Here is a 12143-nt window from a genome sequence, read left to right as displayed (position 1 = left end):
GCGTGTTGTTGTTATCCGGCCCGCCATAACAACAACACGCCGCAGATCAACGGGGGTCCTCTCCGGGGGCGGGGGGGCGCATGATGATCTCGTCGACGCCGACGTCGTGGCCGTCCGCGCATCTGACCTGGGCCGTCACTCGCTCGCCGCAGCGGGCGTGGGTCAGCATGACCTGGCGTCCCTCCTCGTTGGGCAGGTACGTCTCGCCCCATTCCATGAGGCTGACGAGGGTGGGCGCGAGGTCCAGGCCCATCTTCGTCAGGTGGTACTCGTAGCGCGTGCGCTGGCCGGGCTCCTGGTACGGCTCCCGGGTGAGCAGCCCGGCCTTGACGAGGTGGCGCAGGCGGGCGGTGACGGCGGATTCGGTCATGGCGAGGTTGCGCACGAAGTCGCCGAATCGATTGGTGCCGAAGTACGCCTCGCTGAGCACCAGCACCGCCGACGGCGGTCCGAGCGCGGCCAGGGTACGGGCGACCGGGCAGTTCTGCATCGACCAGGCGTCGCGGTCGGCGAAGTGCCCCTCAAGTGCGATTGTCACGCGACCCACTATAAACCTGCTGACTTCGCTTGACCAAAGTCAGGTCGGGCGCTAGCGTCCCTGACTATGGTGAAACAAAGTCAGGTACGCACCGGTCCCGTCCTCGCGGTGCTCTCCGTCGCCTCCTTCATGGCGGGCCTCGACCTGTTCATCGTCAACGTCGCCTTCGACGACATCGGCCGCGACTTCGCCGGCACGCCGATGGCCGACCTGTCCTGGGTCCTCAACGGCTACGCGATCGTGTTCGCCGCGCTGCTCGTCCCGCTCGGCCGGCTCGCCGACCGGTACGGGCGCAAGGCCGGGCTCGTCCTCGGCCTGACCGTCTTCACCCTCGCCTCCCAGGCGTGCGCCGCCGCCCCGGACCTGTGGTGGCTCGTCGGCTTCCGCGTCCTGCAGGCCGCCGGCGCCGCCGCGCTCATCCCCACCAGCCTCGGGCTGCTGCTGTCGGCGATGCCGGCGGCGCGCCGCGGCGGCGCGGTGCGGATCTGGTCGGCGTCCTCGGCGATCGCCGCCGCGGCCGGCCCCGCGATCGGCGGCGTCCTCGTGGACGTCTCCTGGCGCTGGGTCTTCGAGGTCAACGTGCCCATCGGGATCGCCGCGGTCGTGCTCGCGCTGCGGCTCGTCCCCGACTCCCGCGAGGGCGTCACCGCCCGCGTCCCCGACCTGCCCGGCACCGCCGTGCTGACCGGCGCGATCGCGCTCCTCGCGCTCGGCCTCGTGCAGATCAACGACTGGCCCGGCGAGCGGACCACCGTGGTGATCGGCGCCGCGCTGCTCGGCCTCGCCTGGTTCTGGCTGCGCTCGCTGCGGCACCCCGCGCCGGTCATCGAGCCCGCGCTGCTCGCCGTCCGCACCTTCTTCTGGTCGAACGCCGCGGTCCTGCTGTTCACCGTCGCGTTCGCCGCGAACCTGCTGCTCGGCGTGCTGTGGATGCAGCAGGTCTGGCACTACTCGCCCATCAGGACCGGGCTCGCCGTCGCGCCCGGTCCGCTGATGGTCCCCATCATGGCGCTCATCGCCGGACGCCTCGCCGCGGCCCGCGTCCCCGTCGGCCTGATCACCGCCGTCGGGTGCATGCTGTGCGCGTTCGGCGTCGTCATGATCGCGATGAGCCTCGGCCCGGCACCGGCCTACGCGTCGCAGCTGCTGCCGGGCTGGCTCATCGGCGGGATCGGCGTCGGCCTCGCCCTCCCCACCATCCTGTCGGCCGCCGCCGTCGAACTGCCGCCGCACCGCTACGCCACCGGCAGCGCCGTGGTGAACATGAGCCGGCAGATCGGCACCGTCCTCGGCGTCAGCCTCGCCGTCGCCGCCCTCGGCACGCCGCGCGGCTGGCCCGAGGCCCACACCGCCTACGTCGACGCCTGGCTGATGGTCGCGGGGTTCATGGTGATCGCAGCGATCGCCGCCCTTGGCATGACCCCGCGCCGCCTTCGGCCTTCCCCGACCGTCCCCGAGCCAGAGAAGGAAGTGGTCGCCGGAACCTAACCTCGCCTTGACAAGTACCAAGAAACGCGGGCATCGGACGAAGCCTTGACCCGGACCGCAAGGCCCGGTTCGCCCGACCGCCCGACCCACAGTGAGCACCTCATGGCCAGAGGTGCTCACTGTATTTTTCGTATTTTTCTCCTCCTTCGGGCCCTGGGGGCCCTCCATCGTCGAAAAACACGGTGCGATCGCTGCATCGCATCCGACTCGCCTAGCGGCTCGCTGCGCGATCAGGTTCTCGCTTCGCTCGAACCTGCCTTCGGTCGCGATCGCGACGGTTGGGGTCGTTGCGTGGTTGCGGTGCCGGTTGCGGTGCCGGTTGCGGTTGTCGGCTCAGGCTTGAAGGGCTGACAGGACGACGAGGATCAGGGTCACCACGGCGAAGAGGCCGTGGCCGAGGACGATCGGAAGCGGGAAGGAGCGCTCCGGGGCTTCGGCCGCCTGGGCGGAGCCGGGGGCGCCCGCGGCGGTGCGGACGGACGGGGTACGGGTCACCGCGAGCCAGCGGAAGAACATCACGAAGCCGAGCAGAGCCACCGGGAGCAGGAGGCCGAAGGCCGTCCAGGCCAGGGCGGCGGTGTCGGCGAGTGCGTAGATGATCCAGACCACCAGGCCGACGGCGGCGAGCAGGAAGTGGCCGAAGATGACCGGGACGGGGAGGCGGGACGTCCCGCCGCGCACGCCGCCGCGGGCGATCCAGGTGCCGAGCATGTAGAAGCCGCCGACGGCGGTGATCAGCCAGGTGACGAGTGCGGCGATGGTCATGCGTTCTCTCCTTGGGGGGTGCTGGGACGGGATGCGGGCTCGGCTTGGGCGAAACCCTCGGACTGGGTGGTCTCGTCGGCCACGCGGACGCCGTAGCGGTAGGCGAGCTTGCCGCCCAGGAAGCCGGAGACGGTCAGGGCCGCCAGGGCCGCGACCGACAGGGCGATCGGCCCCGGGGCGACGGGGCCGGTGACGTCGCCGAGGCGCCAGCCGAAACCGGCCGCGTAGGCGGCGGTCACGGCCAGGTTCAGGGCCATGTGGACCAGGGCGGTGCGGAAGGCGCGCGTGCCCGGCGGGACGGCGAGCAGGTCGAGGAACCCGGTCGCGGCGGCGGCGAGCGCCCCCGCCACGCCGAGGCCGATGAGCCACAGGGAGCCCTTGGCCAGGAAGTCCGGGTCGTCGACCAGGTGCGAGGCGATGTCGAAGACGAGGGCGGCCACCCACGCGCCGATCGGCACCGTCACGAGGATCGGGTGCAGGGGGTGGCCGTAGCCGCCGGCCAGCGCGCTCACCGGCCGTTTCGACTGCAGCTGCGGATCGTCCATGACGACCTCCTATTTCACCAACAAGTATTGGTGTTATAGCACTCATGAGTCAATGGTGTCGTGGTCGGGCGGGATGTCGTCCGGTTTCGAGCGGTTTTTTGGGCGTTATGGCGATCGCGGGTTAGGGTGGGGGCGTGACTTCGGACTCCGCCGGGCTGGAGGCCGCCGCGATCCTCAGCGACGACCTGCGGCGCCGGATGTACGCGTTCATCCGCGCGGCGAAGGCGCCGGTGACCCGGGACGAGGCGGCGGCGAGCGTCGGCATCTCCCGGAAGCTGGCCGCGTTCCACCTGGACAAGCTCGTCGACGCCGGGCTGCTGTGCGCCCGCTACGCCAACCCGGCGGGCGTCCGGCGGGTGGGCCGGGCGCCGAAGGTGTACGAGCCGTCGGGCGTGGACGTGCGGGTCAGCATCCCGCAGCGCGAGCACGGGCTGCTCGCGAGCATCCTGCTGGACGCCGTCCGCGACCAGGAGCCGGGGGAGAGCGGGAAGGACGCGGCGTTCCGGGCCGCCGGGGAGCGGGGGCGCGCGCTCGGCGCGGCGGAGAGCCGTCCCGTGCGGGGCGGCCGGCTGGGCGCCGAGCGCGCTCTGACGTGCGCGGCCGAGCTCCTGGAGCGGTACGGGTTCGAACCCGAGCGGGACGGCCCGAAGCGGCTGCGGCTGCGCAACTGCCCGTTCCACCCCATGGCCGGGAACGACCCGGGCCTCGTCTGCGGGGTGAACCACGCGTTCCTGTCCGGCGTGGTGGACGGCCTGGGGGCCTCCAGTGTGCGGGCCGACCTCGCCCCGCATTCCGGGTACTGCTGCGTCGAGTTCGGCCCGCGCGACGAGTGATCCGCCCGCTTTAGGGCAGATGGCTCTGGATCCGGGCGATAGATCTTGCTTCTCCCGGTAAGTCACTAAGGAGCGTCGCTGTAGCCGAAGTCGATCGGGCTGGAGGAACGATGAGCCTGCCGCTGCACGAGAGCCGTGTTCTCGCGCTCATCGAGATGGAGCTGTGCCGGGACCGGGAGCTCGCCGCCCGCTTCGCGGTGTTCAACCGCCTGTCGGCGGCCGAGACGCCGCCGCGCCGGGAGCATCTGGAACCGAGCCGGAGGCTGTGCTGGGTCCTGACGGCGGTGCTGATCGTGTCGATCACCGCGCTCGGCGTGATCGCCGCCGTGGCCGGTTAGCGGGCGGGGCCGGTTGGCGGGCGGGGCCGGTTGGCGGGCGGGGCCGGCGGGCCGGTCAGGGGGTCAGCGGTCCGGCTGGTCCTCCAGGGTCTTCAGCTCGGCGCTCAGGCGGTCCAGGATCGGCGCGAGGTCGCGCAGCTCCGCGAGGTGCACCCGGGTCAGCTCGGCGAGGACGCGGTCGGCCGCGGCGGTCAGCCGCACCCGCATCACCCGGTTGTCGTCGGGGTCGCGCTCGCGGCCGACGAGGCCCGCGTTCTCCGCCCGGTTGATCAGCTCGACCGTGCTGTGGTGGCGCAGCAGCAGGTACTCGGCGAGCTCGCCGACCGTGGGCGGACGGGCGGCGCCGTGGCCCTTGACGGCGAGGAGCAGCTGGTGCTGGGCCGGCGTCAGCCCCGCCGCCCGCGCCGCCTCCTCGCTCCAGCGCAGGTAGCGGCGCAGCCCGGTACGGAAGGCGAGCAGGGCGGTGAACTCCTCCTGGCTGAGTTCCTGCACGCGCACTCCCGTCCATGGGCATGGAAATCCGTCCTGTGATGCCTCGATGCTACTTCACCGGCCGTATCCGGGCAGGTGGGACGCCGGACGCGGACCAATGCGCCGTGCCGCGGCCGACCGGGCGGAGTCCCGCGCCGCGCTGCGCTGATCCGTGACGATCACCGCCCGACGAATTAGGGTCTCTGTCACGGATTCCGGGGCTGCTCCCACAACGAGCGCTATGCCCGAATGGGAACTCTGCTGGAGGTTCGGGGATGGGTGTTGTGCGGGCTCTGCTGGCGGTCGTGCTCGCGGCCGGGCTGGTCGCGGCCTGCGGGCAGGGCCGGTCCGGGTCGCTGCTCGGGAAGTCGACGCTGGTGGTGGGTGTGCGGCCGGACCTGCCGAGCCTCGGCCTGCGGCGGTCCGGCGAATTCGTGGGGTTCGACATCGACGTCGCGCGGTATGTGGGGGAGCGGCTCGGGAAGAAGATCCGGTTCATCCCGGTGCTGGCGTCCGAGCGGATCCCGGCGCTGACGTCGGGACGCGCCGACCTCGTCCTCGCGACGCTGTCCGTCACGCCCGAGCGCAAGACGCGGATCGCGTTCGCGGGCCCGTACTACATGTCCTACCAGGACGTCCTCGTGCCGTCGGACCGGCGCGGGATCAAGGGCGTCCGCGACCTGAGCGGACGCCGGTTCTGCGCGGTCGAGGGCGCGGACCCGATCCAGCGGCTGCACGCGCTCAGCGGGATGACGGCCCGGACGGTGCCCGCCCGCGACTACGACGACTGCATGCGCATGATCAAGGCGGGGGAGGTGGACGCCATCACCACCAACGACGTGATCCTGGCCGGGCTCATCCGGCGGGAGGGGCGGGGCTTCCGCCTGATCAACGCCCGGATCAGCGAGCAGAACACCGGCATCGGGCTCCGCCGCGGCGACATCGACGGCTGCGAGGCGCTGAACCGCGTCATCACCCGCATGTACCAGGACGGCACTGCGGAGCGGCTGACGAACAAGTGGTTCGGCGGCACCGGCCTGGACCTGTCGATCACCGAGGTTCCGCAGTTCGAGGGCTGCGTCTAGCCGCCCCCGCCGCGGTCCTGGCCGCCGCCCCGGCCGCCGGTGGTCGCGTCGTCGAGGATGAGGTGCAGTTCCTCGGCGCGGCCGCCGCTGATGCCGCCCTCGCGGGTGCGGGTCGAGATCTTGCGCTGGAGGTAGGCGACGTCGGCGCGGCGGCGGTCGAGCGGGGACCACTGCCGCCGCAGCATGCCCTCGATCACGTTGGTGAGGTCGAGGCCGACGTCGTCGCGGACGTCGCCGTCGGTGACGCCCTGGTAGACCGAGGAGCGGAGCCGCAGCAGCGCGTCGCGGATACGGGTCTCGGGCGGCGCGGGCGTCCCGGGCCGCCGTCCGGTGGGCGATCTCGTGAGCGGCTCCGTGGCCGGTGCGGTGGCGGGCGGGTCCGGTTCGGCGGTCGACGCCGGGGGCGGGGACGCCGCCTGCAGCGGCAGGAGGCGGCCGGGCGAGCCCTCCCGGCTGGAGAGGTTGTCGCCGATCCCCGCGATGAGGGCCGCTGCGGCCGCGATCGTGGCGGCGACGCCCGCGAGCGCGAGCCACGGGACGCGGAGGCCGGTCCGGGACCGGCGGATCTCCTCCCGCCGCCACCGCCCGGGGCCCCCGCCGGCGGCGGGGCATTGGCCGGCGGTGGGGCCTTGGCCGGCGGTCATGCCCGGACGGTCGCGAGGACGCGGTTCAACTCGTCCGCGAGGCCGGGGGTGAGGGCCCGTTCGCGCCGCCGCGTGTCGATCTTGTCGTGCAGCTGCGCGACGCGGCGGCCGACGTCCACGTTCCGGTCGGCGGTGAGGTCGTTCTCCAGGTCGGTGATCACGTTGGTGAGGTCGAGGGCGACGTCGGAGCGGATCTCGCCGGCGGCGTAGCCGCGGCTGACGATCGGCCGCAGCCGGCCGAGCGCACCCCGCACCCGCGTGCCGGCGGGCTCGACGGCGGGCGAGCGCCCCGGCGCCTCGGACGCGGACGGCGCCGCCACACCGCCCGAGACGGGCGGCGAGACGGACACGGGGGTGCGCGGCGCCGAAGCCAGGATCGCAGCGGCCACCGAAACCGGCACCACGACGACCAGAGCGAGCACGGCCGGCCGAACGCGGCGGGCGGCATGCGGCCGCGACGGCGGGCGCTGGGCCTTCGTCGGCCGGGGCGGCGAGTGCGGAGCGCCGAGCCGTCGTGACGGTGGGCGCAGGGTCTTCGTCCGGCGGGGTGGGGCGAGGGGCGCCGGGACGGTGAAGCAGCGGTTCGGCGGGGCGTCGTCGCGGGTGAGGAGGTCGGCGATCTGCCGGGCGGACGGAGGTTCTCGGCTCAGGCAGCGGGCGACGAGCGCCGACAGCTCCTCGGACGCGCCGGGGGCGACGCAGGCGGAGATGAGCGCGCCCAGCGCCCGGATGTCGGCGGTCGCCGCGGGCTCGGTCGCCGGCGTCGCGGCCGCCGACATCCGGGCGCCGCGGACGATCCCGCCGATGCCGGTGTCGACGAGCCTGACCTCGTCCGGGAGCAGCACGACCTTGCCGGGCCCCAGGTCGCCGTGCGTCACCCCGGCCGTGTGCGCGACGTCCAGCGCGGCGGCGACCTGGCCGCACACGTCGGCGGTCTCGTAGGCGGTGAGCGGGCCGCGGCGCAGCCGGTCCGCGAGGGTCGTGCCGTCGAGGAACTCGGTGACCAGGTAGGGCGTGAGCCGCCCGGACGCGTCCCGGGTCTGGTCGCTGTCGAAGATCGTCTCCAGCGCGGGGTGGGACAGCCCGGCGGCTCGGTTGATCCCCCGCTGGAAGGCGGGGTGCGGGCCGGCGTGCGCGGGCGTCAGCAGCTTGACCGCGACGGGGCGGTCGAGCAGCTCGTCCCGGGCGCGCCAGACCTCCATCGTCCCGCCGTCGTCGAGGCGCTCCACGAGCCGGTAGCGCTCGGTCAGCCGCAAGCCCGATTCCACTGGACGTCCACCCTCGCCGTGCTCCGTGCCGGGCGTGGTCCCCGGCGTGTCAGGAGGTACGCGCGGCCCCGCGCACCGGGTTCGACCCGGCGGCGGCGCGCCACGCGGCGAGCAGCTCGCGCAGGCCCTCCTCGTAGCGGGCGACGTTCGCGGTCTTCACCTCCTCGTAGCCGCGGATCATGTCGGGCAGCTCCGCGATCCGCACGGCGAGGTCGTGCCGGCCCGAGGCCGGGTCCGTGCCGAGGCCCGCGACCAGCTCGTTCAGGACGGCGACGTACCCGGTGACGAGGCGGCGCTCGGTGCGGCGCTGCGCGGTGGCGCCGAACGGGTCGAACGGGGTGCCGCGCAGCCGCCGCATGGCGCGCAGCGCGCGGAACGCCGGGCGGGCCGTCCGGCCGAGCGCGACCTTCTTCCCGAGCCCCATCGCCCGCAGCAGCGGCGGGTGCAGCATGTACCGCACGGTGGAGCCGGGCCCGAACTGCTCCTCGACGCGGCGGGCGAGCTCGGGGTCGAGGTGGAGGCGGGCGACCTCGTACTCGTCCTTGTAGGCCATCAGCTTGTAGAGGTTCCGCGCGACGGCGACCGCGAGGCGCTGCCCGCCGGCGCCCGTCTCCCGCTCCGCGCGGGCGACGCGCAGCACCGCGTCCAGGTACCGCTCGGCGAGCGGCAGATCCTGGAAGGCGGCGAGGTCGGGGACGCGGATCCGCAGCACGCGGGCCAGCTCCCCGTCCGCGCCGGACGCCTCGACGAGCCGCGTCGCGGCCGCCGCGGTCGCGTCCAGCGGCCTCGGGGCGGCGGCCGCTGCCGGGGCCGGCTCGGCCGCCCGGCCCGGTTCCAGGACGAGCCGCCGCCCGGCCCGGAACGCCTGCACGTTCGCCGCCACCTGGACGCCGTTCAGCGCCAGCGCCTCCTCGATCGCCTTCGCCGACAGCGGCAGCAGGCCCGCCTGGTAGGCGGCGCCGACCACGACGAAGTTCGCCGTGGTCGTGCTCCCGAACCAGCGCTCGGCGAGCGCGAGCGCGTCGAGCGCGACGAGGCGCTCCGGCCGCGTCCGGTCGGCGATCCGCCGGACGAGCGACGCGCTCGGCGGCAGCGCCGCCGCCGTGTCGGTGATCATCTGCCCGGTGGGGACCTCGCTGGTCGACACGACCGCGGCGGTCCGGCCGGGCGCGCAGCGCCGCAGGTTCGGCTCGGACGTCCCGGCGAGCGCGTCGAACACCAGGTAGGCGTCGGCGCCGCCCGCGCCGACCATGCCGGGGCGGTCCCGCTCGGCGTCCCCGATCCGCAGGTGCGACACGACCGCGCCGGCCTTCTGGCTGAGCCCGGTCTGGTCGAGCGCGCGGGCGTGCCGGCCGTCGACGAGCGCGGCGGTGGCGAGGACCTGGTTGACGGTCACGACGCCGGTGCCGCCGATGCCGACGAGCAGGACGTCCGCCGAGTCGGGACGGGTCTCGGGCTCGGCGAGCTCACCGATCTCGGGCAGCGCCGGCCGCGCCTTCTTCTCGCCCGGGATCACGGTGAGGAACGAGGGGCAGTCGCCGTCCACGCACGAGTAGTCCTTGTTGCAGGACGTCTGGTTGATCTGCGTCTTGCGCCCGAACTCGGTCTCGACCGGCTCGACGCTGAGGCAGTTCGACTTCACGCCGCAGTCGCCGCAGCCCTCGCAGACCGCCTCGTTGATCAGCACGCGGACCTGCGGGTCGGGGGCGAGGCCGCGCTTGCGCTTGCGCCGCGACTCCGCCGCGCACGCCTGGTCGTACAGCAGCACGGTCACGCCGGGGACCTCGCGCAGGTCCCGCTGGACGGCGTCGAGGTCGTCGCGGTGCCGGACGCGGACGCCGGGCGCCCAGTCGGTCCCGCGCGGGTAGCGGGACGGGTCGTCCGCCACCACGGTGATCTTCGCGACGCCCTCGGCGTGCAGCATCCGGGTGATCGCGGCCGGGTCGGAGCCGCCGTCGGCGTCCTGCCCGCCGGTCATCGCGACCGCCGCGTTGTAGAGGATCTTGAAGGTGATGTTCGTGCCGGCGGCGACGGCCTGCCGGACGGCGAGGCTGCCGGAGTGGAAGAACGTCCCGTCGCCGAGGTTCTGGAACATGTGCCCGGTGTCGCTGAACGGCGCCGCGCCGACCCACATGGCGCCCTCGCCGCCCATCTGGGTCGTGCCGATGCTGCGGTCCTGGAAGACCGTCATCACGTGGCAGCCGATGCCGCTCGCCGCGATCGACCCGTCCGGGACGACCGTCGACCGGTTGTGCGGGCAGCCCGAGCAGAAGTACGGGGTGCGGGCGGGCGCCAGCAGGTCGATCTGGGGCTTGCGGGGCGTCAGCGCCGGATCGCGCAGGTCGACGTGCTCCGCGCCGACGCGGTCGGTGAGGAACCGGGCGAGCGCCTTGACGACGCGGTCGGCGTCCAGCCCGCCGTCGGCCGGGACGAGACCGGCACCGCCGGGTCCGTTCTTGCCGTACACGGCGGGACGTTCCGCCTGGTCGTACAGGACGTCCCGGATCTGCGTCTCGATGAACGCGCGCTTCTCCTCCACCACGACGATCTCGCGGAGGCCCTTCGCGAACTCGCGGATCCGGTCCGCGTCCAGCGGATAGATCAGGGCGAGCCGCAGCAGCCGCACACCGCGCCGCGCCAGCGCGTCCTCGTCCAGCCCGAGCCGGTCGAGGGCTTCGCGCAGCTCAAGGTAGGTGCGCCCGGCCGCGACGAGACCGACGGTCGCGTCCGCCGCGCCCTCGATCCGGTCGAGCCCGTTGGCGGCGGCGTACGCCGTCGCCGCCCGCAGCCGGCCTTGCAGGACCTCGGTCTCGATGGCCGTCGTGCCCTTCAGATCGACGCCGGGCTTGCGCGTCGGCTTCCACGGACGCCCCCGCCACGTGAAGTCCGGGATCACCGGGTCGGGCACCGGCTCCGCCGCCACGATCTCGTGCGAGTCGGCGACATCGGTCACGACCTTGAAACCCGTCCAGGCGCCGCTGAACCGGGACATCTCGAACCCGTGCCGTCCCAGCCGCAGCACATCGCCCACCGACGCGGGCACCAGCACCGGCATGAACGCCTCCGCGAGCGCGCCCTCCGTCGCCGACGGCAGCGTGGACGACTTCGCGGACGGGTCATCGCCCACCACCGCGAGCACCCCGCCCCGCGCGGACGTGCCGAGCCAGTTCGCGTGCTTGAACGCGTCCAGCGACCGGTCGACGCCGGGCGCCTTGCCGTACCAGAGCCCGAAGACGCCCTCGTACCGCGGCCCCGGCAGGTGCTCGGCGAGCTGCGACCCGTAGACCGCCGTCGCCGCCAGCTCCTCGTTCACGCCGGGGATGAACCGGATGTCGTTGCTCTCCAGCAGCTCCGCGTCCCGCATCAGCTGCTGGTCGAGCCCGCCGAGCGGCGAGCCCCGGTAGCCGGACACGAACCCGGCCGTCGTCCAGCCGCGCCGGGCGTCCGCCCGCCGCTGGTCGAGCAGCAGCCGGACGAGCGCGTGCACGCCGCCGATGGCGATCCGGCCGCGCTCCAGCTCCAGCCGGTCGCGGAGCGGAGAAGAGGAAACGGTGGTGCTCATGCTTGCATTGAGCCCCTCCAGCTGAGCGGTGTGCAAGATGGTGGGACGATACTTGAGCAGATTGCTCAAATCACGCCGAAATCACTCAACGGAGCTGAGCATTGTGACGAGCGCCACTCTCCTCGACCTGCAGATCCTCCGCCGCCTAGTGGAGCAGCCCCGCATCGGCATCACGGAACTGGCCGCCAAGCTCGGCATCGCCCGCAACACCGCGCACGCGCGGGTGGAGCGGCTCGAACGGGAGGGCGTCATCGGGCACCGCGGCCGGGAGGTCGACCTCGGCGCGATCGGCTTCGAGCTGACCGCGTTCGTCACCCTCGAAGTCGCGCAGGGCCGCCTGCGCGAAGCGGCCGTGGCCCTCTCCGCGATCCCGCGCGTCCTGGAGGTCCTCGGCATCACCGGTCAGGGCGACCTCCTGGTCCGCGCGGTGGCCCCGAACGGCAAGCAGTTGCACGAGGTCATCGACTCGATCCTCGCCTGCCCCGGTGTCCGCCGCAGCACGACGTCGATCGTCCTGACCCACCAGGTCCCGTTCCGCGTCGGCCCCCTCCTGGAGGACGAGGAGCGCCGCGCCCGCCGAGCATGACCAGCGGACTCCCGGGCAGA

Annotated in this window: 12 protein-coding genes; 5 read left to right on the top strand and 7 right to left on the bottom strand. The window is 73.5% G+C overall.

Annotation, left to right across the window (positions count from 1 at the left end):
- Window positions 1-46 precede the first annotated feature (46 nt).
- Entirely contained in the window at window positions 47-538 is a 492-nt protein-coding gene (locus tag ABZ806_RS36485; protein ID WP_500222623.1) for a winged helix-turn-helix transcriptional regulator, read from the bottom strand.
- 66 nt (window positions 539-604) lie between these two features.
- Here ABZ806_RS36485 and ABZ806_RS36480 point away from each other — a divergent pair, with 66 nt between their 5' ends.
- Window positions 605-2026 (top strand): MFS transporter, encoded by a 1422-nt coding sequence (locus ABZ806_RS36480; RefSeq protein WP_500222619.1) that lies wholly within the window; start codon window positions 605-607, stop codon window positions 2024-2026.
- Window positions 2027-2359: 333 nt separating this feature from the next.
- On the opposite strand, the gene ABZ806_RS36475 is transcribed toward ABZ806_RS36480, so the two are convergent.
- A complete protein-coding gene (locus ABZ806_RS36475; protein WP_500222617.1) occupies window positions 2360-2791 on the bottom strand; it encodes a hypothetical protein in 432 nt (143 codons plus the stop codon).
- Window positions 2788-3336: a DUF2231 domain-containing protein gene (locus tag ABZ806_RS36470; protein ID WP_500222615.1), complete on the bottom strand. Its 549-nt coding sequence runs from the start codon at window positions 3334-3336 to the stop codon at window positions 2788-2790. Before ABZ806_RS36470 ends, ABZ806_RS36475 begins: the two co-directional genes overlap by 4 nt.
- 134 nt (window positions 3337-3470) lie before the next feature.
- Between ABZ806_RS36470 and ABZ806_RS36465 the strand changes: the two genes are divergently transcribed.
- Both ABZ806_RS36465 and ABZ806_RS36460 read left to right on the top strand, forming a co-directional pair.
- Window positions 3471-4169 (top strand): helix-turn-helix transcriptional regulator, encoded by a 699-nt coding sequence (locus tag ABZ806_RS36465; protein WP_500222613.1) that lies wholly within the window; start codon window positions 3471-3473, stop codon window positions 4167-4169.
- Window positions 4170-4279: 110 nt separating this feature from the next.
- The gene (locus ABZ806_RS36460) at window positions 4280-4507 is read left to right on the top strand and encodes a hypothetical protein (protein ID WP_500222611.1); all 228 of its coding nucleotides are present in this window, start codon (window positions 4280-4282) and stop codon (window positions 4505-4507) included.
- Window positions 4508-4570: 63 nt separating this feature from the next.
- On the opposite strand, the gene ABZ806_RS36455 is transcribed toward ABZ806_RS36460, so the two are convergent.
- Entirely contained in the window at window positions 4571-4999 is a 429-nt protein-coding gene (locus ABZ806_RS36455; RefSeq protein ID WP_500222609.1) for a MarR family winged helix-turn-helix transcriptional regulator, read from the bottom strand.
- A 254-nt stretch (window positions 5000-5253) separates the two neighbouring features.
- Between ABZ806_RS36455 and ABZ806_RS36450 the strand changes: the two genes are divergently transcribed.
- The gene (locus ABZ806_RS36450; RefSeq protein WP_500222607.1) at window positions 5254-6063 is read left to right on the top strand and encodes a transporter substrate-binding domain-containing protein; all 810 of its coding nucleotides are present in this window, start codon (window positions 5254-5256) and stop codon (window positions 6061-6063) included.
- On the opposite strand, the gene ABZ806_RS36445 is transcribed toward ABZ806_RS36450, so the two are convergent.
- Genes ABZ806_RS36445 through ABZ806_RS36435 form a run of 3 tightly spaced genes read right to left on the bottom strand, consistent with a single transcriptional unit; the run spans window position 6060 to window position 11537 of the window.
- Window positions 6060-6707: a hypothetical protein gene (locus ABZ806_RS36445; protein WP_500222605.1), complete on the bottom strand. Its 648-nt coding sequence runs from the start codon at window positions 6705-6707 to the stop codon at window positions 6060-6062. The genes ABZ806_RS36450 and ABZ806_RS36445 overlap by 4 nt on opposite strands.
- Window positions 6704-7975, bottom strand: coding sequence for a protein kinase domain-containing protein (locus ABZ806_RS36440; protein ID WP_500222603.1), 1272 nt, complete (start codon window positions 7973-7975; stop codon window positions 6704-6706). Before ABZ806_RS36440 ends, ABZ806_RS36445 begins: the two co-directional genes overlap by 4 nt.
- A gap of 49 nt (window positions 7976-8024) precedes the next feature.
- On the bottom strand, window positions 8025-11537 hold the full coding sequence (locus ABZ806_RS36435) for an indolepyruvate ferredoxin oxidoreductase family protein (protein WP_500222601.1): 3513 nt from the start codon (window positions 11535-11537) through the stop codon (window positions 8025-8027).
- Window positions 11538-11640: 103 nt separating this feature from the next.
- Here ABZ806_RS36435 and ABZ806_RS36430 point away from each other — a divergent pair, with 103 nt between their 5' ends.
- Window positions 11641-12123: an Lrp/AsnC family transcriptional regulator gene (locus ABZ806_RS36430; protein WP_500222599.1), complete on the top strand. Its 483-nt coding sequence runs from the start codon at window positions 11641-11643 to the stop codon at window positions 12121-12123.
- Window positions 12124-12143 lie beyond the last annotated feature (20 nt).

The sequence above is a fragment of the Spirillospora sp. NPDC047418 genome (assembly GCF_040643275.1).
Classification (GTDB): domain Bacteria; phylum Actinomycetota; class Actinomycetes; order Streptosporangiales; family Streptosporangiaceae; genus Spirillospora.
The sequence above is the reverse complement of the archived record's forward strand: the minus strand, read 5'-3'. Positions and strand labels throughout refer to the sequence as shown.

What these genes read in the sequence shown, in the direction of transcription:
- ABZ806_RS36480 (WP_500222619.1), top strand. Translation starts at nt 605, where the DNA reads ATGGTGAAACAAAGTCAGGTACGCACCGGTCCCGTCCTCGCGGTGCTC.
- ABZ806_RS36475 (WP_500222617.1), bottom strand. Translation starts at nt 2,791, where the DNA reads ATGACCATCGCCGCACTCGTCACCTGGCTGATCACCGCCGTCGGCGGC.
- ABZ806_RS36470 (WP_500222615.1), bottom strand. Translation starts at nt 3,336, where the DNA reads ATGGACGATCCGCAGCTGCAGTCGAAACGGCCGGTGAGCGCGCTGGCC.
- ABZ806_RS36460 (WP_500222611.1), top strand. Translation starts at nt 4,280, where the DNA reads ATGAGCCTGCCGCTGCACGAGAGCCGTGTTCTCGCGCTCATCGAGATG.
- ABZ806_RS36450 (WP_500222607.1), top strand. Translation starts at nt 5,254, where the DNA reads ATGGGTGTTGTGCGGGCTCTGCTGGCGGTCGTGCTCGCGGCCGGGCTG.
- ABZ806_RS36445 (WP_500222605.1), bottom strand. Translation starts at nt 6,707, where the DNA reads ATGACCGCCGGCCAAGGCCCCACCGCCGGCCAATGCCCCGCCGCCGGC.
- ABZ806_RS36435 (WP_500222601.1), bottom strand. Translation starts at nt 11,537, where the DNA reads ATGAGCACCACCGTTTCCTCTTCTCCGCTCCGCGACCGGCTGGAGCTG.